At 61.0% G+C, this 24344-nt stretch carries 22 protein-coding genes; 7 read left to right on the plus strand and 15 right to left on the minus strand.

Annotated elements, in window-relative coordinates; translation table 11 throughout:
- Nucleotides 1-436 precede the first annotated feature (436 nt).
- Genes dusA through VITFI_RS10890 form a run of 3 tightly spaced genes read left to right on the plus strand, consistent with a single transcriptional unit; the run spans nt 437 to nt 4743 of the window.
- A complete protein-coding gene (gene dusA, locus VITFI_RS10880) occupies nt 437-1486 on the plus strand; it encodes a tRNA dihydrouridine(20/20a) synthase DusA (protein WP_089416974.1) in 1050 nt (349 codons plus the stop codon).
- Between the two features lie 31 nt (nt 1487-1517).
- Nucleotides 1518-3281 carry a DUF1800 domain-containing protein gene (locus tag VITFI_RS10885; protein ID WP_198301428.1) on the plus strand — a complete coding sequence of 588 codons (1764 nt, stop codon included), beginning with the start codon at nt 1518-1520 and terminating at the stop codon, nt 3279-3281.
- 10 nt (nt 3282-3291) lie between these two features.
- Entirely contained in the window at nt 3292-4743 is a 1452-nt protein-coding gene (locus VITFI_RS10890) for a DUF1501 domain-containing protein (RefSeq protein WP_089416976.1), read from the plus strand.
- On the opposite strand, the gene VITFI_RS10895 is transcribed toward VITFI_RS10890, so the two are convergent.
- The 12 genes from VITFI_RS10895 to VITFI_RS10945 form a co-directional block, all read right to left on the minus strand.
- A complete protein-coding gene (locus tag VITFI_RS10895; RefSeq protein WP_089416977.1) occupies nt 4717-5631 on the minus strand; it encodes a DMT family transporter in 915 nt (304 codons plus the stop codon). The genes VITFI_RS10890 and VITFI_RS10895 overlap by 27 nt on opposite strands.
- A gap of 11 nt (nt 5632-5642) precedes the next feature.
- A complete protein-coding gene (glnT, locus tag VITFI_RS10900) occupies nt 5643-7025 on the minus strand; it encodes a type III glutamate--ammonia ligase (protein ID WP_198301429.1) in 1383 nt (460 codons plus the stop codon).
- A gap of 10 nt (nt 7026-7035) precedes the next feature.
- Nucleotides 7036-8526 carry an aldehyde dehydrogenase gene (locus tag VITFI_RS10905; RefSeq protein WP_089416978.1) on the minus strand — a complete coding sequence of 497 codons (1491 nt, stop codon included), beginning with the start codon at nt 8524-8526 and terminating at the stop codon, nt 7036-7038.
- Nucleotides 8527-8552: 26 nt separating this feature from the next.
- Nucleotides 8553-9932 carry a DUF3138 family protein gene (locus VITFI_RS10910; RefSeq protein ID WP_089416979.1) on the minus strand — a complete coding sequence of 460 codons (1380 nt, stop codon included), beginning with the start codon at nt 9930-9932 and terminating at the stop codon, nt 8553-8555.
- A gap of 31 nt (nt 9933-9963) precedes the next feature.
- Nucleotides 9964-10806: an ABC transporter permease gene (locus VITFI_RS10915; protein ID WP_089416980.1), complete on the minus strand. Its 843-nt coding sequence runs from the start codon at nt 10804-10806 to the stop codon at nt 9964-9966.
- Nucleotides 10806-11738, minus strand: a complete 933-nt coding sequence (locus VITFI_RS10920) for an ABC transporter permease (RefSeq protein WP_089416981.1) — start codon at nt 11736-11738, stop codon at nt 10806-10808. Before VITFI_RS10920 ends, VITFI_RS10915 begins: the two co-directional genes overlap by 1 nt.
- Nucleotides 11739-11751: 13 nt before the next feature.
- On the minus strand, nt 11752-12855 hold the full coding sequence (locus VITFI_RS10925) for an ABC transporter ATP-binding protein (protein ID WP_408645613.1): 1104 nt from the start codon (nt 12853-12855) through the stop codon (nt 11752-11754).
- Nucleotides 12856-12895: 40 nt separating this feature from the next.
- The gene (locus tag VITFI_RS10930) at nt 12896-14008 is read right to left on the minus strand and encodes a polyamine ABC transporter substrate-binding protein (protein WP_089416983.1); all 1113 of its coding nucleotides are present in this window, start codon (nt 14006-14008) and stop codon (nt 12896-12898) included.
- A gap of 51 nt (nt 14009-14059) precedes the next feature.
- On the minus strand, nt 14060-15445 hold the full coding sequence (locus VITFI_RS10935; RefSeq protein WP_089416984.1) for an aspartate aminotransferase family protein: 1386 nt from the start codon (nt 15443-15445) through the stop codon (nt 14060-14062).
- A gap of 134 nt (nt 15446-15579) precedes the next feature.
- A complete protein-coding gene (locus VITFI_RS18765; protein ID WP_332461880.1) occupies nt 15580-16449 on the minus strand; it encodes a glutamine synthetase family protein in 870 nt (289 codons plus the stop codon).
- Complete coding sequence (locus VITFI_RS18770; protein ID WP_332461881.1) at nt 16436-16948, minus strand: type I glutamate--ammonia ligase; 513 nt, start codon at nt 16946-16948, stop codon at nt 16436-16438. The genes VITFI_RS18765 and VITFI_RS18770 overlap by 14 nt, the downstream gene beginning before the upstream one ends.
- A gap of 90 nt (nt 16949-17038) precedes the next feature.
- On the minus strand, nt 17039-17794 hold the full coding sequence (locus VITFI_RS10945) for a gamma-glutamyl-gamma-aminobutyrate hydrolase family protein (RefSeq protein WP_089418111.1): 756 nt from the start codon (nt 17792-17794) through the stop codon (nt 17039-17041).
- Nucleotides 17795-17945: 151 nt separating this feature from the next.
- On the opposite strand from VITFI_RS10945, the gene VITFI_RS10950 reads away from it, so the two are divergent.
- Complete coding sequence (locus VITFI_RS10950) at nt 17946-18464, plus strand: Lrp/AsnC family transcriptional regulator (protein WP_089416985.1); 519 nt, start codon at nt 17946-17948, stop codon at nt 18462-18464.
- A gap of 87 nt (nt 18465-18551) precedes the next feature.
- Here VITFI_RS10950 and VITFI_RS10955 read toward each other — a convergent pair whose 3' ends face one another.
- Together VITFI_RS10955 and speB are read right to left on the minus strand one after the other, a co-directional pair.
- Complete coding sequence (locus VITFI_RS10955; protein WP_089416986.1) at nt 18552-19085, minus strand: hemerythrin domain-containing protein; 534 nt, start codon at nt 19083-19085, stop codon at nt 18552-18554.
- Nucleotides 19086-19271: 186 nt separating this feature from the next.
- Complete coding sequence (gene speB, locus VITFI_RS10960) at nt 19272-20198, minus strand: agmatinase (protein WP_089416987.1); 927 nt, start codon at nt 20196-20198, stop codon at nt 19272-19274.
- 294 nt (nt 20199-20492) lie between these two features.
- On the opposite strand from speB, the gene aceA reads away from it, so the two are divergent.
- The 3 genes from aceA (at nt 20493) to VITFI_RS10975 (ending at nt 23695) form a co-directional block, all read left to right on the plus strand.
- Nucleotides 20493-21809 carry an isocitrate lyase gene (gene aceA, locus VITFI_RS10965; protein ID WP_089418112.1) on the plus strand — a complete coding sequence of 439 codons (1317 nt, stop codon included), beginning with the start codon at nt 20493-20495 and terminating at the stop codon, nt 21807-21809.
- A 144-nt stretch (nt 21810-21953) separates the two neighbouring features.
- On the plus strand, nt 21954-22520 hold the full coding sequence (locus VITFI_RS10970; RefSeq protein ID WP_089416988.1) for a hypothetical protein: 567 nt from the start codon (nt 21954-21956) through the stop codon (nt 22518-22520).
- Nucleotides 22508-23695: a hypothetical protein gene (locus tag VITFI_RS10975; RefSeq protein ID WP_157725655.1), complete on the plus strand. Its 1188-nt coding sequence runs from the start codon at nt 22508-22510 to the stop codon at nt 23693-23695. Before VITFI_RS10970 ends, VITFI_RS10975 begins: the two co-directional genes overlap by 13 nt.
- Here VITFI_RS10975 and thrH read toward each other — a convergent pair.
- On the minus strand, nt 23686-24312 hold the full coding sequence (thrH, locus tag VITFI_RS10980) for a bifunctional phosphoserine phosphatase/homoserine phosphotransferase ThrH (RefSeq protein ID WP_089416990.1): 627 nt from the start codon (nt 24310-24312) through the stop codon (nt 23686-23688). The two genes, VITFI_RS10975 and thrH, sit on opposite strands and share 10 nt — an antisense overlap.
- Between the last annotated feature and the right edge of the window lie 32 nt (nt 24313-24344).

Here is a 24344-nt window from a genome sequence, read left to right on the forward strand (position 1 = left end):
GCCTCTACCTATGCATACTAGTCTCCGACAGACTTCTTGCTGAAGGCATGCTTGACCAGCCCCTCAATCTTCCCTTGACCTCCAGACGATTGATCAATGCACGGCTTGAGGTTGGGTGTCGCAGATCATCGACTCTGCAAAAATCAGGACGCTACCCTGCTCACGGATAGTGGGACTCCCTGAACTGATAACGAATTCATCTCGTACAGAAAGTCTTTTAAAATCAATGGCTTACATTGATTTTTAGATGTCTTGCTTAGGCGAAATCAGTTCAGGGAGACCCACTACCTGCTCACGCGAGAAATTTGTCGCTGCACGGTTTGACTGACGCCATGGCGTGATCTCTAGTGCGTGAGTTGCTCCGAGTCGTTGCACTTGGTGCGTCTTTATCTTGTTACACGCCTTGAAAGCGCAGACGTCTGGCGAAGGTGAAAAAATGAAATCAGAACAGGATCAACATCTTAAAGATAAATTGTCTCCTTGGCGCCTCAGCGTTGCGCCCATGTTGGACTGGACCGATCGCCACTGCCGTTACTTTCACCGCCTGATCACGCGCCACACGCGGCTCTATACCGAAATGGTGACCACGGGCGCCATCCGTCACGGTGATCAAGCTCGGCACCTGGATTTCAACCGAGAAGAACATCCCATCGCGCTACAACTGGGCGGAAGCGAGCCCTCCGAACTGGCCTATGCCACCGAGCAAGCGCGCCGCTGGGGTTATGACGAAGTCAATTTGAATTGCGGCTGCCCCAGCGAGCGCGTGCAGCGCGGCGCCTTTGGGGCTTGTTTGATGCGTGAGGCTTCTTTGGTGGCCGATGGCGTGCGGGCCATGGTCGATGCGGCACAACCTCGCCAGGCTGGCCAAGCGGCCCTGCCCATCACGGTCAAGCACCGCATTGGCATCGATCGTGAAGAAAGCTACGGGTTTGTGCGGGATTTCGTGGGAACGGTCGCAGAGGCGGGCTGCGAGGTGTTCATTGTTCATGCGCGCAACGCCTGGTTGAAAGGGTTGAGCCCGAAAGAAAACCGCGAGATTCCCCCGCTGCGCTACGACGTGGTTTACCAGTTGAAACGGGAGTTTCCCCATCTGACCATGGTGCTCAATGGGGGCGTTGCCACCGCCGAGGCCATCGAAGCTCACTTGGCCCATGTGGATGGCGTGATGGTGGGGCGTGAGGCTTACCACAACCCCTGGTTCATGGCCGACTGGGATCGACGCTTCTGGGGAGATGCCGAAGCCCCACTGCATGAACGCGCCGACATTGAGCGCCAACTCGTTGCTTACATGGCCCAGCAGGCACAGCAACACGGCACGCCCTGGGCCCACGTGGCCCGTCACATGCTGGGCTTGCACAACGGTTTGGCTGGCGCACGACGCTGGCGGCAGACGTGGTCCGACCATCACCGCAAGTCAGAATCGCCCGAAAGCGTGTGGCGAGCTGCACAAAAGCCTGCGGGCTCGCCACAATCGACCCCATTCTGATGCCCCCTCGCCCGTGTGGAAGGAGAGTTCCGTGAACCGATGGCTTTTTGTGCGCACCCTCCCTTGGGCGCTGGCGTTGTCCGTCGCGGGCTGTGGCGGTGGTGAAGAGGCTGGCACCGATGGCCGCACGGCAGACAGCCTCAGCCGAACGTCTGCTGATGTCGCCGAAGCGGCCAGCCCAGTGTCGCAGTTGGACGCGGTTCGGCTGGCGCACCAAGCCAGTTTTGGCCCGAATGAAGCGCTGGTTCGGGCCATTCGCCAGCAGGGCATTCCCGAGTGGATTCAGGCCCAGATGACGGCCACCGGCTCCGCCTATACCAGTGGCGGATCGGGCAATGTGCATCAAAATGTCGGGAATTTGGGGTTCTGTGGCACAGGGGCGCAAGCCAACAACCCCTATTGCTGGCGGGATCACTTCTCAACCGAACCGCTGACGTGGGATTTTTACCGCAATGCGGTCAGCCAGCCGGATCAACTGCGCCAGCGCGTGGCCCTGGCATTGCACCAACTGTTGGTGGTCAGTGGCGTTGAAATTGGTGGCACCTACGGTTTAAGAAAATACCAGTCTATTTTCTTGAATCAGGCTTTTGGCAACTACCGTGAGGTGCTGAAGCAGGTGACGCTGTCCCCCGTGATGGGGGATTATCTGAACCATGTCAACAACGATAAAAAATCCCCCAATGAAAACTATGCACGAGAACTGTTGCAGTTGTTTTCTCTGGGAACCTGTCGGCTGACGCCCAACGGGCAGTTGATGGGCAACCGATGCGTGCCCACCTACGACAACGCCGTGGTGCGCAACTACGCTTATGCCCTCACCGGTTGGACGTATCCTCCCGGCGGGAGCACAGTATGGGGATGCTGGCCCGAAAAAACAAATTGCCAATACTATGGCGGCAACATGGTGCCACTGGTATCGTTCCATGACAAACAACAACGCACGCTGTTGTCCGGTGTGACCGTCCCCGCCAATGCCACCCCAGAACAAGCGCTGGCCAAAGTGCTGGACAGTTTGATGATTCACGGCAACATGCCGCCGTTCATCGCCCGGCATTTGATTCAGAATTTGGTGAGAAGTAACCCCAGCAGTGATTATGTCGAGCGTGTGGTCACGGCCTTCCGCACTGGGCATTATGTGCATGCAGTGGGAGGGAAAACCTTCCGTTTCGGGAAAGGCGTGCGCGGTGATTTGGCTGCCAGCGTAGCTGCCGTGCTGCTGGATACCGAAGCCAGAACCGTCAATTCTACCGACACAACCGCAGGTAAACTGCGCTCCCCCGTGCTCCAAATCACCGGCGCATTGCGTGCATTGAACGGCTACACCGACGGAGCCCCCTTCACTTGGTGGTGGGGTGAAACCATGATGATGCACGTGCATCGTGCCCCCTCGGTGTTCAGTTACTACCCGCCTAATTTTCCAGTGCCGGGCAAAAATGCGTTGGTGGGGCCTGAGTTTGGCATCCACAACGTGAGCACAACGATGACACGGCTGAACCTCTACACCTATTTGCTGGATTGGGGAGGCTCCAAACCGGACAGCTCGATTCCCAACGCCACCGGAACGCAGGTGAACACCCTGGCCTTCCAGTCGGATGCGGATCAACCGGGGGTGTTGGTCGATCGCCTGTCCAAACTGTTGCTGGGCAAAACACTGAACGCCAGTTTGCGCCAAAAAGTCATTTATTCTGTGAGTTACTGGACCTCCCGGAATTCTCCCAGCGATTGGCGTGACAAACGGGTGCGCGCTGCTGCTTGGTTGATTTTGTCGTCCCCCGAATATTTGGTGCAGTCGTGAGGAGCCCCGCATGAATCCGAATTTTCCTGATTCTCCAGCGCGCCGGCTGTGGTTGCGGCGCACGGGTGGTTTGCTGGCGGCCAGCCTGGGTGTGGGCACGCTGGGCAGTTTGGTGCTGGGCACTCGGCCCGCCTATGCGGCTGACTATAAAGCCTTGGTTTGCATCTACTTGTATGGCGGCAACGATGGGCTGAACAGCATCATTCCAACCGATACTTCTCGGTATGCCCAATATGCGGCGGTGCGCGGTCGTTACCTGTCCATTCCTCAAGATCGGCTGGTGGGGTTGGCGGGTGTGGATTATGGTTTGCATCCCGCGTTGGCCCCTCTGGCGCCGGTTTGGGAGGCTGGCCAGTTGGCAACGGTTTTCAATGTCGGCCCACTGTATGCCCCTCTGACGAAAAAACAATACCTCGCAGCGGCTGCTGATTCGCCGCTGATTCCTGAAAGCTTGTTTTCTCACTCAGATCAGCAGGCATTGTGGGAGAACGGCACATCCACCACCACCGAAACCAAATCAGGTTGGGGTGGGCGAGCCTCTCAAACGCTGGGAACCGTCAACCCTGTGATTTCCATCGCGGGCAACTGTTTGTTTGGGGTTGAAGACTTGCGCATCCCGTTGGTGCTGCCGGGGCCTGGATCGTCTTTTGCGGCGGCGGGTCTGGAAGGGGATGACTTGGAATGGGACGCCATGCGCCGCCGTCGCACAGCTTTGGATGCGATGTATGCGCAAAGTTATGCCCAACAAATGCGCAACTTTTACACCCAGCAGCATGAAAATGCGTTTGATATTTCAGCCCGGCTGTCTGAAATTTTGGCGGCAGAGCCAGGAGACCCCAAAGCCAATGCCATCATCGACGCTGCATTTGCCGGTGTGACGAACAACGGCCAAATCGATGATGCCTTGGCCGGTCAGTTGTATCAAGTGGCCAAACTGGTGGTGAACAGTGCAGCGGTGCGCGGCAATCGGCAAATTTTCTTTGTCGGTTTGGGGAGTTTTGACACGCATGGCAACCAAGTGACTTCGTCCAGCCCGTTGGCCGGTATCCATGCAGATTTACTTACCTCGCTGGGCCAATCCATGGCGGCTTTTCAGACGGCCATGAACAACGTGGGTTTGGCTGACCGTGTGACTGCGTTCACACAGAGCGATTTTGGCCGCACCTTCATTCCCAATAACTCGCTGGGCACCGACCACGCTTGGGGCAATCACCACTTCATCATGGGCGGGGCGGTCAAGGGTGGGAAAACGTATGGCACCCATCCGCAACTGGTGCTCGGCGGCCCGGACGATGTCGGCCAAGAAAGCTGGGAACTCCAAGGTCGCTGGATTCCCACCAGCTCGGTCGATCAATATGCCGCGACCTTGTTGCAATGGTTCGGCGCCAGCGACAGCGAGCTGGACACCATCCTGCCCAACCTGTCCAACTTCGGTTCAGCCCGTTCGCTCGGATTTGTTTGAGGTTGCCAGTACCAAACCCAGCAGCGCCAACCCCAATGCCACGGCGTGCCCCGAGCTGAAGGGTTCTCCCAGCACGAGCACGCCGATGGCGGCGGCACTCAATGGCAACAGCACGGTGAACACCCCGGCTTGCGGAGCGGGAACCCGCTGCAAACCGCGCATCCACAGCCACACCGTCACCATGCTGGCGGCCAGGGCGTAAAACACCAACAGGCCCCAGATGGCCGGTGTCACCGCCGCGAAGTTGAACGACAGTGCTTGCCACAGCCCGAGTGGCGTCACCAACACCAGCCCCCACAGGTTGATGAGGGCGCTGATGCGCCGGGGCGAGACGTTGCCGGTGAGTTTCTTGCCGATCACCACGTAACTGGCTTCGCACAGCACGGCACCGAACAGCAGCGCCAAACCCCAGGGGGACAGCGGTGCTGCTGGCGTGCCCGTCGCATCGCCTGACCGGGAGGCTGCCAACAGTGCCATTCCTGCCACCGCGCAGGCGATGCCCCAGGCCACACGCGGGCGGATGCGCTCGCCCAAGCCCCACCAGCTCAACACCGCCACGGCGGCGGGAATGCCGGCCATCACCACGCCAGCCGCCACAGCGGACGTGGCCGCGACGCCGAACAGCATGCAAATCGAAAACAGGAAGTTGCCGAGGAAACTTTCCCAAAACAACAGCCAGCGGTCATGCCGAGACAACGGGGCTTCGCCCGGTGCGCGCTTGAGCCAACCCAGCATCGCCAGCGCTGCGATACCAAAGCGCAGCCATGCCAACAAAAACACCGGCAGCACGGCCACCAGCCATTTGGACAAACCCACGTAGCTGCCCACCAGCGCCATGCTGCCCGCTAGGCAGGCGTAGGCGCCCCATAACGAGGTCGAGGGATTCATCGTGCGATTTTTCAGAAGGCAGCGGCGTAACGCGCCCGCTCCCAATCACTGACATGGTGTTGAAACTCCTGCCACTCCGCCCGCTTGAGCCGCAAAAATTCGGCGCTCAACGTCGCACCGAGGGCGCGTTGCACCACATCATCCTGGGCCAGGGCCGCCAGGGCTTCGCCCAACGAAGCGGGCAGGGGAGGGGCATGGAGGTCGGGCTGGGTGTACAGATCGGCGGTACACGCGGGGCCGGGGTCGAGTTGCCGGTCGATGCCATCTAACCCGGCAGCGATCAATCCAGCGGTGACGAGGTACGGGTTGGCACTCGCATCCGGCAAGCGCCATTCAAACCGGCCAGGCAGCGTGCGCACTGTGCAGGTGCGGTTGTTCGGGCCGTGGTGGGCCGTGGCCGGTGCCCAGCTCGTGCCTGAGCGCGACGCCCCTGCGGCCAACCGCTTGTAACTGTTGACCGTCGGGGCCGCCAGCGCACACAACGCCGCTGAATGGGCCAGCACCCCAGCGACGAATTGCCGCCCCAAAGCACTCAAGCCCGTGCCGGCGTCGTCCTCACCGTCGGCAGGCTCGAACAGGTTGACCGACCCAAACCCTTGCGGCGCCGGAGCCCACAGCGACACATGGAAGTGTTGCCCGCTGCCCGGTTGATCGGCAAACGGCTTGGGCATCCACGAACACACCATGCCACGCGCCTCGGCCAACGCATGGGCGGCCAGCTTGAACCCCAGCAGGTGATCGGCGCTGCGCAAGGCTTGATCGAAGGCGAAATTCACCTCGTACTGGCCGGGTGCGTCCTCGTGGTCGATTTGCAGCACATCCAAGCCCCAGCTTTCCAGTGCGCTGCGCAGGGCGTGCAAAAAATCGGCTTGGCGGGGCAACGATTTGAGGTCGTAACTGGGTTTGTCGAGTTGATCGGCAGCGTCGGCGGCTTGCCAGCGTCCGGCCTGGTGCTTCAACAAAAAGAATTCCGGCTCGATGCCGGTTTTGAGCGTCCAACCTCGTGCCGCCAACGCGGCTTCGGCCCGTTGCAGCGTTTGGCGGGGGCAGGCGTCAAATGCTTCCCCTGCGACGTACCCACTGCACACCACCCGGGCGTAACCGGGTTGCCACGGCATCAACTGAATGCCGTCGATGTCGCCGCGTGCGTACAGCTCGGCACGCGGCCCCGAGCGCGGCAAGCCCGTGCCCGACACCGAAGCCCCCGAAAACCCCACGCCTTGGTGCAGCAAGGTTCGCAACTGCGTGACCGGCACATATTTGCCTTTGGGGACACCAAACACATCGGTGAACTGCGCCAGCAAGGTGTGGATGCCGTGGGTTTGCAGCCGGTGCTCTTGGTAAGACAGCAACGGATCGCACACATCGGTGGGCAGCGGGGAGGTCAACACCACATCTGGCCCTTCAGTCCAAGCGCACCCAGGTGGTTTTCAGCTCGGTGTACTTGTCAAAGGCGTGCAGAGACTTGTCCCGGCCATTGCCGCTTTGTTTGTAGCCACCGAAGGGCACGGTGATGTCGTCCTCGTCGTACGAATTGACGTGGATGGTGCCCGCCCGCAACGCCCGCGCCACGCGGTGCGCCCGGTTGAGATGGTCACTCCAGACGCTGGCCTGCAAGCCATAAGCCGAATCGTTGGCCAACGCGATGGCCTGCGCCTCGTCGCTGAACCGAATCACGCTGGTGACGGGGCCAAAAATCTCCTCCCGGGCGATTTTCATGCGGTTGTCCACACCGTCGAACACCGTGGGTTCGACGTAGTAACCGCCCGTGTCCGCCATCACCTGCCGCCCGCCGCTGACGCAGCGTGCGCCCTCGGCGTGGCCCGCTTCGATGTAGCCCAAGACGGTGCGCAACTGAGTGTCGTCCACCAACGCACCGAGCACGGTTTTCGGGTCGAGCGGGTGGCCGGGGGCGTACTTTGGCGCTTCGGCTTGCAGCACGGCGACGAATTCGTCCGCCACTTTTTCATGCACCAGCACACGCGAGGGTGCGTTGCAGCTTTCGCCCTGGTTGAAAAACATGCTGCCCGCCAGGGTTTTGGCAGCCCGGGCGACATCGGCGTAATCGTCAAACACCACGAAAGCGGATTTGCCCCCCAGCTCGTTGTAAACCCGCTTGAGGTTGGAGCGCCCAGCGTAGTCCAACATGCGCCGCCCGACGCGGGTGGAGCCGGTGAAGCCGATGGCGTCCACATCCATGTGCAAGGCCAGCGCCTCGCCGGCCTCGTGGCCGTAACCGGGCACGACGTTGAATACCCCCGGCGGCAAGCCGGCTTCCAGCGCCAGCTCGGCCAACCGCAGCGCGGTGAACGGGGATTTTTCGCTCGGCTTCAACACCACGGAATTGCCCGCCGCCAACGCCGGCCCGAGTTTCCAGGCCGCCATGATCATCGGGTAATTCCACGGCACGATGGCGCCGACCACCCCCATCGGCTCGCGGGTGATGAGCGCCAGCGCGGTGCGTGGGGTCGGTGCGATTTCGTCGTACACCTTATCAATGGCCTCGGCGTACCACTGGATGCAACGCGCCGTCGAAGCCACATCCACGCTCAGGGCGTACTGGATGGGCTTGCCCATGTCCAGCGTTTCCAGCAGCGCCAGCTCCTCTTTGGCCCCGAGGATCAGCTCGGCAAAGCGTTGCAACACGCGCTTGCGTGCCGCTGGAGCCCGGGCGGCCCAGCGACCGTCGTCAAACGCTTGGCGAGCGGCACGCACGGCGGCATCCACGTCGGCGGCTTGGCCGCGTGCCACGTCGGCCAAAAACCGGCCATCGATGGGCGAGTGTTTGGCGAAGGTTTCACCCGCCACGCTGGCCACACGTTGGCCGGCGATGACGGCGCGACCATCCGGGCGCACCTGCGCCGCACGGTCAGCCCAAGACAGAGAAGAAGTCATGCGTCCCGCTCCCAGCGTTCCGAGGTTCAGAAGTTGACCACCATGGAGGTGGCGACCATGTTGTTGGTCTTCTTGTAGGTGCCCGAGCCCACATCTTCGAACACCGCCCGATCTGCGCCATCCAACCGGTACTCGGCTTTGAACGTGGTGTTCGGGTTGACGAGGTACTTCACCCCCACGGTGAGCGCGTAACGGTTGGCGCCGCGCTGCGGATCGTCGCCCACGTTTTGGCCTGGGCCAATGCCGTTGATGCCGTCCGCATAGTTGTAGGTGAACAGCCCGCCGCCGTTCTTGCTGTTGTTGAGGTAGTCCGCCCGCGCCAGCAGTTGCATGCGTGGCGACAGGCTGTAACCCACCATGCCAGACACGCCGTACCACTGCGAGTCCTGGAAGCTGCCATCGGCTGCCCGGGCGATGGCGCCGTTCTTTTGCTGGCCGTAGCTGAGCTGGCCGCCCAGCGTCCAGTCGCCCCGTGTGAACCAGCCATCCACCTCCAGCAACACAGCCATGTCGGCTTTTTGCACGGTTTCGCCGCTGCTGGCGTCGTCATAGAAACGCGGCGCCTTGCCAATCAAGCTGGCAAAACCCCAGCCGCCGAATTCTCCCTTGGCATAGTCCACGCGGAAGGCCCAGGCGGGTGAGCGCTCGGTGGCTTGGCGCATCGACGCGTTGACGTTGGCCAACGCGGTGCGTACCCACCACTTGCCTTCCTTCCATTCCACGCCAGCGCCGGTGTAGGCCGTGGGCAACGTGAAGTCAAACAGCAGGTTGTGGCTGGTGAAGGGGTTGAGCGTGGGCTGCATGTACTCGTAGCCCGACCAGTCCGGCAACTGGCCGGCAATCACCCGAGTCTGCCCATCGATCGGCACAGACACGCTGGCCTCCTGCACGATGCTCACCCCATCCACCACCATGCCGGCGGAGCGGTTCGGGGCCAAGGTCAAGCGCCAGAGGGTGCCGCTGTCGGTTTCCTTTTGGATGTCCAGCACGGCGGCACCCATGTAGGACGTGTCGTAGCTGTAGCCATAGGGTGATTGGTTGAGGAACTGGAACCCCGCCCGTTTTTGCCGCTGGTTGTAGACGAACGCCGGCTCGATGTACCCGGACAGCTTGAGGCGCGACAGGCCGTTGTCCACCAAACTGTCCTGCGTGGCTTCGGCCTTGGTGGCGATGCGGCTGAACTCGGCTTGCTGCTCGGGGGTCATGCCGGGTGGGTTTTCGGCCTGCTTGGCTTTTTGGGCTTGCAATTCCTGTTCAAGAACCGTCACCCGATCGCGCAGGATTTGCAGCTCCTTGAGCATTTCTTCGGCTGTCAGCGCTTTGGCCGATTGGGCAGCCGCCGGGAAGGCCGCCGCCAGCGCCAGCATCAGCACGGTGGGACGGATCAACGTGGTCACGGGGTTCATGGGTGCGGGTCTCCTGGGTATGAGGGGCGGGTCAAGGGCGGTGGGAGGTCATTTCCAACAAGCGGCGACGCTCGTTGCGGGCGATCATGTAGCTGGCCGCCACCACCCCCAGCGCCACCACGATGACGATGAGCGTGGCCACAGCATTCACGCTGGGATTCAAGCCCAGCCGGGCCCGCGAAAAAATCACCAGCGGCAGCGTGGTCGAACCCGGCCCGGACAGGAAGGCCGACAGCACCACGTCATCCAGCGACAGCGTGAAGGTCAGCAACCACGCCGACATCAGCGCCTGGGCGATCAGCGGCAGCGTCACCAAGAAAAAGACTTGGTGCGGGTGCGCGCCCAGATCCATGGCCGCCTCTTCCAGTTGCGGGTTGACTTCGCGCAGACGCGCTTCAATCACCACCGTGGCATAGGCCATGCCCAGCAGCAAGTGGCCGAGCCAAATCGTGCTCAGGCCCCGCTCAGGGAACCCCAGCACGCGCTGCACCGACACCAGCATCAGCAGCAGCGACAGGCCCACCACCACCTCCGGCATCACCAGTGGCGCGTTCACCATGCCCGAAAACACCGTGCGCCCGAAAAAACGCCGGTACTTCACCAGCGTGAAGGCCGCGAAGGTGCCCAGCACCACCGAGCCGCAGGCGGTGAAAAACGCCACTTTCATGGACAGCCACAAGCCGGCCAGGAGTTCCTGGTCGTCCAACAATTGGCTGTACCACTTGAGTGTGAAACCGCGCCACACGTTGGCCACCGGCGAATCGTTGAACGAAAACACCACCAGCGCCACGATGGGCAGGTAGAGGAACACAAAGCCCGCCGCCAGCCAACTGCGCGCAAAGCCTCGATTGAACGCATCCGAAGTGCGGAACATCAGCGCTTCTCCTGGGATTCGGCTTGGTATTTGTTGAAGATTGCCAGCGGCACGATGATGAGCAGCACCATCACCACCGCCAGGCTGGACGCCATGGGCCAATCGTTGTTGGAGAAGAACTCATCCCACACCACGCGGCCGATCATCAGCGTTTCCGGGCCGCCCAGCAGCTCAGGAATGACAAACTCACCGACGCACGGAATGAACACCAACATCGCCCCGGCGATGATCCCGGCCTTGGACAGCGGCACGGTGATCTTCCAGAACGCCGTCCACGGCGTGGCGCCCAGGTCGGCGGCGGCTTCCAGCAAGCGCAAATCCATTTTGGACAGGTTGGAGTACAGCGGCAGCACCATGAAGGGCAAATAGGTGTAAGTCATGCCCAGCACCAGCGAGAACGGCGAGTTCATGAACTTGCCTTCCGCTGGAATCAACCCCGCGCTGAACAGCAGGCCGTCCAGCCCGGTGGCGATCAGCAGATCCGAGATCCAGCCGTGATCGGACAGCAACCCTTTCCAGGCGTAGACGCGCAGCAAAAACGAGGTCCAAAACGGCAGCATCACCAGCATCAGCAACAGGGGTTGCACCGTGCTTTTGGCCCGTGCCATGAAGTAGGCGAACGGGTAGCCGATGAGCAAACACAGCAGCGTGGTGATGCCGGCGTATTTCAAGCTGGCCAGGTAAGTCTTGAAATACAACTCGTCTTCGGTCATGAAGACGTAATTGCTCAGTTTGAGGCTGAGCACCAACAGCCCGTCCTTGAAGGTGATCAGATCCTTGATCACCACCGTCTCCATTTCGGACACGCTGATCTTGGCCAAGATCAGGAACGGCAGCAGGAAAAAAATCAGCAGCCAGCCATAAGGCACAGCGATGACGGCGGAACGTCCCGCCAGCCAAGCCGGGCGCAACGTGCGCAAGCGTTCCAGCATGGTGCGGCCTCCGTTATTGCGTCAGCACGACTTGGGACGAATCCGACCAGTAGGCCCAGACCGCGTCCCCCCAGGTGAAACTTTCATCACTGTGGCGCGTGGTGTTGGCCAGGCTGACCTTGAGCATCTGCCCGCTGGCCAGTTGGATGCGAAACACCGTGAAGCTGCCGAAGTAGGACATCTCTTTTACCGTACCCTGCGCGCAGTTGTGTACCGTGTCGGCGGGCGGTTGGTGGCTGAGGTGGATTTTTTCCGGGCGCAGCGCCACGGACACCGCCATGCCCAGCGTCCCCGTGATGCCGTGGCCGACGAAGTGTTGAGTGTCCGCACACTCAACGACGACGTGGTCGGCCTCATCCTCGATCAGCGTGCCGTCCATCAGGTTGACGTTGCCGATGAAGTCCGCCACGAAGCGGGTTTGCGGCGTTTCGTAAATCTCGCTCGGGGTGCCAACTTGCAGGAAATGGCCCTCGCTCATGATGGCGATGCGGCTGGCCATGGTCATGGCCTCTTCCTGGTCGTGCGTCACCATCACGCAGGTCACGCCGACCTGCTCGATGATGTTCACCAATTCGATCTGGGTTTGTTCGCGCAGTTTTTTGTCCAGCGCACCCAGGGGTTCGTCCAGCAGCAGCAGTTGCGGCTGTTTGGCCAAACTGCGCGCCAGGGCGACGCGCTGCTGCTGGCCGCCCGAAAGCTGGTGCGGTTTGCGCTGGCCATACTTGGCCAGTTGCACCAACTTAAGCATGGCATCGACCCGCTCGGCCACTTGGTCTTTGGGCAGACCATCGCGGCGCAGGCCGAAGGCGATGTTGTCCCACACCGTCATGTGGGGAAAGAGGGCGTAGCTCTGAAACATCATGTTCAACGGGCGTTGGTAGGGCGGCAGCCCGGCCAAGTCCTGTCCGTTGAGCACGATGCGCCCCGAAGTGGGCGTCTCGAACCCGGCCAGCATGCGCAACAACGTGGTCTTGCCGCACCCGGATGAACCGAGCAGGGCGAAGATTTCTCCCTTGGCGATGTCCAGGCTGACGTTGTTGACGGCTCTGTAGCCACCAAAGTCCTTCACCACCTGTTGAATTTGCAGAAAGGCGCTGTCGGGAGTGCGAACCGGGATCGAATTCATGATGCGTGGGGGCCCTCTTTCTTGGATTGCGTTACATGCCCGTCTTGAACGAGGTATAGGTGCGCGTCATCAGGCGGCGCATGTCGTTGTTGAGGGAGTCCGGTGCGATCATTTTTTTCATGTCTTCGGGCGAGAGGAACACGGTTTTGTTGTCCGCCACGTCCTTGCGCACGAACTTCAGCGAGTCCTTGTTCGGGTTGGCGTAAAACACCTTGTTCGTCAGGCTGGCATGCACGTCGGGGCGCATGATGTAGTTCATCCACTTGTGGGCGTTGCCGGGGTGGGGGGCATCGGCAGGGATCACCATCACGTCGAAGAACACCGGTGCGCCGATTTTGGGGATCAACGCTTCGATCTTCTGCCCGGTTTTGCCTTCGATGGCACGCTGGCGGGCAATGTTGATGTCCCCCGACCAGCCCAGGGCCAAGCACACCGAGCCGTTGGCCATGTCATTGATGTAACCCGACGAGCTGAACAGCGTGACGTGGGGGCGGATGGATTTCAGCAAGTTGCCCGCTGCGGCGTAATCACCCGCGTTCTTGCTGAACGTTGGCTTGCCCAAGTAGTTGAGCGCGGCCGGCACCACTTCCGACGCCGAATCCAAGAACGACACGCCGCACGATTTCAGCTTGGAGATGTATTCCGGCTTGAACACCAGATCCCAGACGTTGTCTGGCAGCGGCGCACCGCCCAGGGCGGCCTTCACCTTGTCCACGTTGATGCCCACGGTGGTGTAGCCCCACAGCCAGTCCACCATGTAGTTGTTGCCCGGATCCATTTTGGCCAGTTGGGCCATCACCGCCGGATCCATGTGCTTGAGGTTGGGCAGTTGGGCCTTGTCCAGCTTGCGCAGCAGGCCGCCTTCGGCTTGGAGCTTGGCCCAGTTGGAGCCGGGCACGACGATGTCGTAACCCGTCTTGCCGGCCACCAGTTTGGCGTGGAGGATTTCGTTGTTGTCGAAGTTGTCGTAACGAACCTTGATGCCGGTTTCCTTCTCGAAGTTCTTGATCGTGTCGTCGGCGATGTAGTCCGACCAGTTGTAAATGTTGAGGACTTTTTCCTCTTCCTGGGCGTGAGCCGCACCGCCTGCCAGCAGCGCCGTCACAGCCGCACACAGCACCGAGCGCACAGCGTTGAACTTCATGATGGATGATCCTCCGGGGTCAAGGGTGACGAGAAAAAGCGAAGTCTAGGTTCAAAGCCAGCCGCGATTCGCCACATCCACCAGGGTCAGGTCCAAACAGCGCCGAATCAGCGCCATCAATTCATCGACTTGGGCCCGGGTCATGACCAGCGGCGGGGCGATGATCATGCGATCGCCCACGGCACGCATGATCAGACCATTGCCAAAGCAATGACCCCGGCACACCATGCCCACCGACAGCTCCGATGGGAAGGCCTCACCTGTGGTCTTGTCCTTAACCAACAGCATGGCGCCCATCAGGCCGCAGGTGTCCACGTCGCCGATCAGTGGGTGATCGCGCAGGCTTTCGAATTGCTCCGCAAGATACGGGCCGACGTCCTCGCGCACCCGTTCGACCAGCCCTTGTTCCTGAATCAGCCCGATGTTGGCCAGCGCCACCGCCGCCGCCACCGGATGGCCCGAGTAAGTGAAGCCGTGTTCAAACTCGCCACCTTGCTCGATCAGCACCTTGGCAACCTTGTCGCTCACCATCACCCCACCCAGCGGCACATACCCAGAGGTGACGCCCTTGGCGAACGTCATCAAGTCCGGGCGGCTGCCCATGGTTTCGCAGCCAAACCATTGGCCGGTGCGTCCAAAACCGCAGATCACCTCGTCAGACACCAACAAAATGCCGTATTTGTCGCAAATACGCTGGATTTCCGGCCAGTAGGTTTTCGGCGGCACGATCACCCCGCCAGCGCCTTGCACCGGCTCGCCGATGAAAGCGGCCACCTTGTCCGGCCCGACTTCGAGGATCTTGGCCTCCAACCACCCCGCAGCCACGAGGCCGAATTCGTCCTTGCTCAGACCCTTGGGGCGGCCATGTGCCCACCAATAAGGCTGTTCGATGTGGGTGATGCCCGGAATCGGCAACCCGCCTTGAGCGTGCATCGCGCTCATGCCACCCAGGGAGGCGCCCGCCATGGTCGAGCCGTGGTAACCGTTGTTGCGACCAATGATCACCTGACGCTCCGGCTGGCCCAAGCTGGCCCAGTAGTGGCGCACCATGCGCACCACGGTGTCATTGCCTTCGGAACCCGAGCAGGTGAAAAAGACGTGCTGGAACTGCGGCGGCGTCACCTGCGCCAGACGCTCGGCCAGCTCGATGGCGGGCGGCGTGGCGGTCTGGAAAAAGGCGTTGTAAAACGGCAACTGTTTCATCTGCGCCGCTGCCGCCTCCACCAAGGCCGTTTGCCCATAACCGACGTTGACGCACCACAGGCCGCTCATGGCGTCCAAGATTTTGTGGCCTTCGCTGTCCCAGATGTAGATGTTGTCGGCGCGTTCGATGATGCGGGCGCCCTTGGCGGCCAGGGGCGCGTGGTCGGTGAACGGGTGCAGAAAGTGGGCGGAATCGGCTTGTTGCCACTCGCGGGTGGTGCGTTGGGTGCTCATGGAAGGGGCCTTTCAGGAATGTCGGGGTGAACCAAACCCGCCGCTGGGTGAACGCCCAGCGGCACACGCAAAAACAAACGGCGCAAACAGAAAGCGCAGGGAGAGAACGTCGGCGGCGCAGGGCCGCCCAGCGATCAAACGTGCAGCAAGAGGTGCTCACGCTCCCACGGCGAGATCACTTTCATGAATTCGGCGTACTCGGTTTCCTTGACCTCGGTGTAAACCGTGACGAACGCTTCGCCCAGCACCTTGGCCAAGTCGCGTTCGCGGCGCAGCAGCTCCAGGGCTTCGCCCAGGCTGCGGGGCAATTGGTAGTCGCCGAGGTAAGCATCGCCCTTGCATTCGGGCGAAGGTTGGATCTGGTTCTTGATGCCCAGGTATCCACACGCCAAGGTTGCCGCCAGGGCCACATACGGGTTGGCGTCGGCACCGATGACGCGGTTTTCCACCCGGCGCGCACTCGGTGGCGCCACGGGCGAGCGGATGCCGACGGTGCGGTTGTCCGTGCCCCATTGGATGTTGATGGGCGCCGCCGCAAAACGCACCAACCGGCGGTAGCTGTTGACGTAGGGCGCAAACAGCGCCATCGCCGCCGGGATGTATTTCTGCAAACCGCCGATGTACCAGAGGAATTCTTGGCTCGGCTGGCCGTCTTCCGTGCTGAACAAGTTGCGGCCAGTGGCTTTGTTCACGATGCTTTGGTGAATGTGCATCGCGCTGCCCGGCTCGCCGGCCACGGGTTTGGCCATGAAGGTGGCGAACATGTCGTGGCGCAGCGCCACTTCGCGCATGGTGCGCTTGAAGAAAAACACCTCATCGGCCAGGCCCAGCGGGTGGGCGTGGAAGAAGTTGATCTCCATTTGGCCGGCGCCGATTTCGTGGATCAAGGTGTCCACGTTCAGCTCCATCTTGTCGCAGTAGTCGTAGACCTCCTCGAACAGCGGGTCGAACTCGTTCACCGCGTCGATGGAATAGGCTTGGCGCGAGGTTTCAGCGCGGGCCACTGCGGCCAATGGGCGCTTTGAGCGGCACGTCTGGGTCGGTGTTACGCGCCACCAGGTAAAACTCCAGCTCCGGCGCCACCACCGGCATCCAGCCCTCCGCTTCGAACAAATCGCACACCCGGCGCAGCACCGAACGCGGCGCGAAGGGCACGAGGTTGCCATGGCGGTCGTAGCAATCGTGGATCACTTGGGCGGTCGGGTCGCTGGCCCAGGGCACGATGCGCACCGTGGCCGGATCAGGACGCAGGTGCATGTCGTGGTCAACCGGGCTGATGACATCGAAATAAGGGCCGGCTTGCGGCATTTCCCCGGTCACGCCCATGGCGACAACGGCCTCAGGCAGCCGCATGCCCCGATCTTCGGTGAACTTTTGGCGCGGCAAGATCTTGCCGCGTGCCACCCCGGTGAGGTCGGGCACCAGGCATTCGATTTCGGTGACGCGATTGACGTTGAGCCAGTTTTCCAGCTCGGCGAAGGTGAAGTTTTCTCTGCTGGCCATGGTGAGGCACCTGGTTGCTTTGATGATGCGCGGGAGGTTGTACCGGGCCGCGCAAGCCCCGGATGAAATCAAGGAGCGGCGGCGACCGGGTCAGCCTCGATGCCGATCTCGCCACGCTTGGCACGCCTGGCCAAACGCCCGCAGCATCGCCACGGATTGCGGGTTGTCCGCCGCTTGCCATTCAGGATGCCACTGCACGCACAGGCTGAAGCCGGGCGCACTGGCCACGGAAAAGGCTTCCACCACGCCATCCGGCGCACGGGCTTCGACGCGCACGCCCGGCGCCAGCCGGTTGACCGCCTGCCCATGCACCGAGTTGACGCTGAAACGCGGCTCGACCAACACCTGGGCCAGCACGCCGCCAGGTTCGACCGTCACCTCATGGGCCGGGGCGTAAGCTTGGGCGGCGGGGGCACCTTCGGGCGGACGGTGATCGGCGTGCCCATCGACTTCGTGAACCGCCTGGTGCAGCGAACCGCCCAGCGCGACGTTCAGCTCCTGCGCACCTCGGCAAATGGCGAACAGCGGCAGGCCCCGCGCCAGCGTCTGGCGGATCAGGGGCAAGGTGAGGCTGTCGCGCAGCGGATCGAGGGGCAGGGCGGGGTTGTGAACGTCCTCCCCAAAATGGCTGGGGTGAACGTTGGACGGCGAACCGGTGAGCAACACGCCATCGGCCAGCGCCAGCAAGGCGGGAATCTCGGCCTCCTCGGCCCAGGGAATCACCAGCGGTTGGCAACCGGCCAGGCGCACCGCGTCGATGTACTTCTTGCCCACGACATGGAACGGATGTTCACCCAACGTGCGATGGCAGGCAGGAACAAGAACCACGGGTTTGATTGGCGTCATCGGCATCACTCGTTGTGCATCAAGTCATGCGTCACATGCATGACTTGTTCCCAGTCTAGCCAAGACGGCGCGCAATGTGCTTGCGCGCCACAGGTGACAGTCTCGCAAAAACACAACTTTCTGCGAAATTTAAGCCAACAATACGCCGAACATGCGGACAACCCGAACCTCCTCGCAATTTCCCGCCGCAACTGTGCGCCCCAGCACCGAACTGCGGCTCGATGCCATCGACCGGCTCATCCTCACCGAGTTGCAGGCCGATGGCAAGCTCAGTAACGTGGAGTTGGCGCAGCGCGTCCACCTGTCGGCCTCGGCCTGTTTGCGTCGGGTGCGGCAGTTGGAGGAGGCCGGCATCATTGCCCGTTACGCTGCGTTGCTCGACCCGAAGAAGGTCGGCCAACATGGCACCAGTTTCACCATCGTGAACCTAGAAAGCATGAGCAACCAAGTGTTGCAGGCGTTCGAGCAAGCGGTGCGCGATGAGCCGCAAATTTTGGATTGTTATTACATTGCCGGCGCCAACGATTACCTGATCCGCTTCACCTACCGGGACGCGGAAGACTTGGAGCGCTTTCACACCGAAGTGCTGATGCGCTTGCCCGGGGTCGAGCGCTCGAATTCCATGCTGGTGCTGCGCACGGTCAAACGCACCACGGCGCTGCCGGTGTGACGTGACAAACGCCAAGGCGTAAAAAAGCCGCCCGAAGGCGGCCCAACATGCGATGCGAGAAACGTTGCGAGCGGAGGCGTGCCGGACTCAGGCGGCGGCACACTGCTCCAGCCGAGCGGCGGCCTGTTCGGCTTGCTCGGCCTGACGGCGCCGCGCTTCCGGGTAAATCAGCGACTCTTCCAGCGCGATGTGCTCGTGGTACAGCTCGGTGAATACGCCGATGCCGTGGCGCAGGGCGTCAATGTCATACCAACTGTAGCCGCGTGACAGGGCGTCGAGCTGCGGGCCCAGTTCCACCCAATCTTCTTCCAGCCAGCCGTGGTCTTGTTGCAGGCGTTGGACGTGGGCCACCAGCTCGGCGTCTCCACTTTCCAGCAGGGTGGGGAAGACGTGCACATCTTCCTGCGCATGGTGGTGGCGCGCTTCCTCCGCGAAAAACTTGCCGATGCGCTTGGCGGTTTTTTGCACGGTGTCGGTCACGCCTTGATCAGCCAGCATCTCCACCATGCCGGCCAGCTCTTGCAAACTCAGCATGACTTGATGATGCGTGTGCTCCAGCGTGTCCATCGGTGGCAATTCGGGCGCAGCGGGGCGGGCGGGGCGCTTCTTGGCAGGGCACATGGCGGTCACTCCAGGTCAAGGGGATGAGCCATTGTTGGAAGGGGATTCCCCCGTCATGTTGCGCCGCATCAAGGGGAAGGCATCTAATACCGCCCGGCTGACTATGACAGCAGAAACGCCATCAATGAGCACCAATGAGCCCACATATCATGCAGATATCACCATCATGGTGATGATGGCACCAAATCAGTGCCCTTGCAGCGCCCGCTGCCCGCACAAATACGTCCACACCAACTGCGAGGCCACCAAACTGGTGAGTTCCGCGTGATCGTAGGGCGGGGACACCTCCACACAATCCATGCCGACGAAGGGCAACTCACTCAAACCCTCTAGCAGTGTGAAGACCTGCGCACTGGTCAACCCACCGGCTTCGGGCGTGCCGGTGCCGGGGGCGTAAGCCGGGTCGAGGCAATCAATGTCCAGCGTCAGGTACAACGGCGGCTGCCCGGCGCTCAACCAGCGGCTGCGGATGGCTTGCAGCACGGGCGCCAATTGGTCGTCGTTGGCCAAACCGCGCAAGGCCCGGGCGGTAAAAATTTGCCCGCCCCGATCGCGCACAAACTCACGGGCGTACCGTTCCGCAGCGGATCGGATGCCAATTTGGGTGAAACAACTGGGCTCGACCAGCCGCTCGTTGAACGCTTCCGCCACCCACGTACCGTGGCCGCAAGGCTCGCCGAAGTGATCCGCCCAGGTGTCGCAGTGGGCATCGAAGTGAACCACGGCCAGGGGGCGGCCCTGAATTTCCCGGTACATGCGCAGCAAGGGCAGGGTGATGGAGTGATCCCCGCCCAGCCACACCATGTGATGTTGCTCTGCCAGCGGGCGGGCCATCGTGGGCAGCGCTTTGCGCAGGTTCACCAGGCTGGTGTTGGGCAAGAGCAAATCGCCCGCATCCCCGACGGTGTCTTCCAAGCTCACATTGAACCAGGGGTGGGTGGCATCGCACAGCATGTGGCTGGCTTCGCGGATGGCACGCGGGCCGAAACGAGCGCCGGGGCGGTTGGTCACCGCGCCGTCCCAGGCGACTCCCGCGAGGCCGAACGGATGTTCGGGCGACAAGGCCGGCAACCGTGCAAAGGTCGTCTGGCTCAAAAAAGGAAAACTCGACATGGCGCCGGATGATACGCAAGCCCCGTCAGCCTGTGGCCCGCAGGCACAAGGCCCGGGATTTTGTATCTCGAAAATGCGCTTTCATATCGTGAAAAATGCGATTGTTGCAGCGCAGCAGGGCATTTCATCCACAAGAATTTCTTTTCTCATTGTGAGAATTTCATCGTAAGTTGTTGATTTATATTGTTTGAAAAATGTGTCTTATATAAGACATAAGTCTTGGAAGGTGCGGAGGATCGGCGTACGCTTGAGCCCATCAAACGACGCCTTTTTCACTTCACCCTGGAGTTGCAAATGACCCAACTGACCCGCGAACAACAGATCGCCGCCCTGGAAAAAGACTGGGCTGAGAACCCCCGCTGGAAGCTCGTCAAGCGCGGCTATTCCGCTGCTGACGTGGTGCGTCTGCGCGGCAGCCTGCAACCCGAGTACACCCTGGCCCAACGCGGCGCCAAGGTGCTGTGGGACAAAGTGAACGGCGGCGCCAAGAAGGGCTACGTCAACGCTTTCGGCGCCATCACCGCCGGTCAAGCCATGCAACAAGCCAAGGCTGGCTTGGAAGCCGTGTACCTGTCGGGCTGGCAAGTCGCCGCTGACGGCAACACCTCGGAAACCATGTACCCCGACCAGTCGCTGTATGCCTACGACTCGGTGCCGACCATGGTTCGCCGCATCAACAACACCTTCAAGCGCGCTGACGAAATCCAATGGTCGCGTGGCGTGAACCCCGGCGACGAAGGCTTCATCGACTACTTCCTGCCCATCGTGGCTGACGCGGAAGCCGGTTTCGGCGGCGTGCTGAACGCCTTCGAACTGATGAAGAACATGATCACCGCCGGCGCCGCTGGTGTTCACTTCGAAGACCAACTGGCTGCTGCCAAGAAGTGCGGCCACATGGGTGGCAAGGTGCTGGTGCCGACCCGCGAAGCCGTCGAGAAGCTGATCTCCGCTCGTTTCGCCGCTGACGTTCTGGGCGTGCCGACCCTGATCCTGGCCCGTACTGACGCCGAAGCCGCCAACCTGATCACCAGCGACTACGACGAAAACGACAAGCCGTTCCTGACCGGCGAGCGCACCCAAGAAGGTTTCTTCCGCGTGAAGAACGGCCTGGAGCAATCGATCAGCCGTGGTGTCGCTTACGCGCCGTACGCTGACCTGGTGTGGTGCGAAACCGGCGTGCCTGACATCGGCTTCGCCCGTGAATTCGCTCAAGCCGTGCTGGCCGCTTGCCCGGGCAAGCTGCTGAGCTACAACTGCTCGCCGTCCTTCAACTGGAAGAAGAACCTGAACGACAGCCAAATCGCTTCGTTCCAAGAAGAGCTGAGCGCTCTGGGTTACAAGTACCAGTTCATCACCCTGGCTGGCATCCACGTCAACTGGTACAACACCTTCAAGTTCGCCAAGGCTTACGCCGGCGGCGAAGGCATGAAGCACTACGTTGAAATGGTGCAAGAGCCGGAATTCGCAGCTCGCGAACAAGGCTACACCTTCGTGTCGCACCAACAAGAAGTCGGCACCGGCTACTTCGACGAAGTCACCACCGTGATCCAAGGCGGTTCCTCGTCGGTGAAGGCCCTGACCGGTTCGACCGAAGAAGAGCAATTCCACTGATCGGCCGCTAGACGGCAGGAGGAGGGTCGCTCACTGAGGGGTCTGTGAGCGACCACAGCCCGGCAATCGAAAGGTTGCCGGGCTTTTTCGTTTGGGGCTTGGCTTTAAGCTGTCGGGTCGTACCGACGAGAAAGGGGGGTGCGCATGCCGTACGACGATCGGTTGTTTACGTTGTTGCGTGGTCTGGATGACAAGGAATTGCGGCATATTTGGGTGGATTGTTTGAAGCAGTGTCCCGAACAAAAAGTGTTTGCTCAGAGCTCACACGAAGAGCGTGTGGTGTGGGTCAGTCGAGTCTGGCGCACGGAGCATGGCAGCTTTGTTCGCAATGTGATGCGAGGCGAACATGAGTTCCCGTGGAAACAAATCCTGATTGACGTAGCTGACAAACTCCGCCCCGGCCTTGGGTGGACACCTTACACACTCAACGACGCGCACAGTGAAACCGAGCTGGAGCGTGTGGTGCTGGATTTGTACGACGAGCGTTTGGGCGAAGATTGGCCACAGCTCACGCCCGAGCAGCAGCGCCAGGCACTGCATGGGCGAAACCCCAAATCAGACAAGAATTGGTTCTCTGCTGCCATCGGAACCGTTTTGCCACACGACAAAAGCATGGCGGCCACTTTGACGCTGTTAACGGTGTATGAGCGGCGCTGCTGGGTCGCATCTGTGCAATCACAAGCACGAGGATCGTCGTCATGCTCCACTTGATGAGTGTGCCGACGTGGTTGGCCTCGGCGGTGCAAACTGGGTCGGCGTATGTGCAGGGGGCGATGGTCAAGGATGCCGTCACTCACCAAGTTTTGGCGCATTTGCAACCGACACAATCGCTTTTGTCCACGCTGCTTTCAACGGGTGTGAATGGACTGACGTCACCGGTGACGCTGGTCAGTAGCTTGGCGCAAAACGCACAGCTGTGGGGCGTGCATCAGCACTTATTGGGTGTTAAGCAGCAGTTAGTGAGTGTTCAAAATGCATTGGATGCAGTTCAACACACACTCGGGGTGGTTCAAGTCGCCACCTTTGTGGGGGTGGGCTTGGGCGTCCTTAACCTGGGCGCGTCCATTGGGGGCTTCGCCCTGACGCTCAATGCCATACGCCGCACCGATCGCAAGTTGGATCAAGTGATGCTGTCACTGAACCAGGCCCTGAAAGCGCTGGATGAGTTGCATCACATGGCCAAAAGCACGCATGTTGCGCAGGTCGTGACGATTTTGGAGCGCGCCGAAGAGGGGTTTGATCTGCCCGCCCGAGACCAGCGCATGCGCTGGCTGGAGGTCGAAAACCGAGCGCACACGTACATCAATCTCACGCTGTCCCGTTTGGCAGGGTTGGGTGTCGATTTGAAAGCCGCTGGAGCCCACAACCAGCGCGCCACCACGTTGGCACTTCCTTTGTTACAGCCCAACGCCGAGGCCGCAGGTCTGCTGACCATGCTGATACACCTGACCCGTGTGCGTTCAGAAGCCTTGTTGTGCTTGCAGCGTCCCCAGCAAGCCAGTGAGTTGGCGCGTGAGCAAATCGCATGGTTTGCCCAATTGCCCACCGACACCGGTGCCACCGCACGCGCACTCCTGGGTAACAGCGTTCCGCCACGCCGGCACCTGAAACAGACCATTGCACAGGCTCATTTGTTCACAACCTGGGTGCAACACAGCCATCAAACGGCACAAGACCGGGCCGCGCTGTGTGCTTACCTGCATGAACAGCAAGTTGATACGCTGGATTACGTGCGCACCGTCCGCAACCATACTGAGCCGGAGATGTTGATCTTGCCGCACAGCAAAAACTTCAAAGATCCCGCTCAAAAGGATGACAACGAACCGTCCAAAGAACCGTGGTGGCGACGGTTCTTCGGACAGAGCAGCGCGTCGCCTCAGCCCTGAACCTGCGCCAACAACCGCGCCGACGCCGCATCAAAGTGCGCCCGCAGCTCCGCATACGAGTGATTCACGGGGAATTGCGGGAACTTCTCCACGATCGAGGCGGGCGGGTGGATGAAGAACCCAGCATCGGCGGCGGTGAGCATGCCGGTGTCGTTGTAACTGTCGCCGGCGGCCATCACCTGGAAGTTCAGGCCCTTGAGCGCGTTGACGGCGTGGCGCTTCTGATCCGGCATGCGCAGTTTGTAATCGCGCACAAAACCCGCTTCGTCGATCACCAGCTTGTGGCAGAACAGGGTGGGGCGGCCCAGTTGTTTCATCAGCGGGTCGGCGAACTCATAGAACGTGTCCGACAGGATGATGACTTGGAATTTTTCGCGCAAGCCGTCCAAGAACTCACGGGCACCCTCCATCGGGCTCATCGAGCCGATCACGGCTTGAATGTCGGCCAGCTTGAGACCATGTTTTTCGAGCAGATCGATGCGGAAGCGCATCAGTTTGTCGTAATCCGGTTCATCGCGGGTGGTGCGCGAAAACTCAGGGATGCCGGTACGCTTGGAAAATTCGATCCAGATTTCGGGAACGAGCACGCCTTCGAGGTCGAGGCAGACGACTTGCATGAGATCAGCTCCAGAGCAGAGAAAAATTCGGC

Origin of the sequence: Vitreoscilla filiformis (assembly GCF_002222655.1) — a bacterium.
GTDB classification, from domain to species: Bacteria; Pseudomonadota; Gammaproteobacteria; order Burkholderiales; family Burkholderiaceae_C; genus Ideonella; species Ideonella filiformis.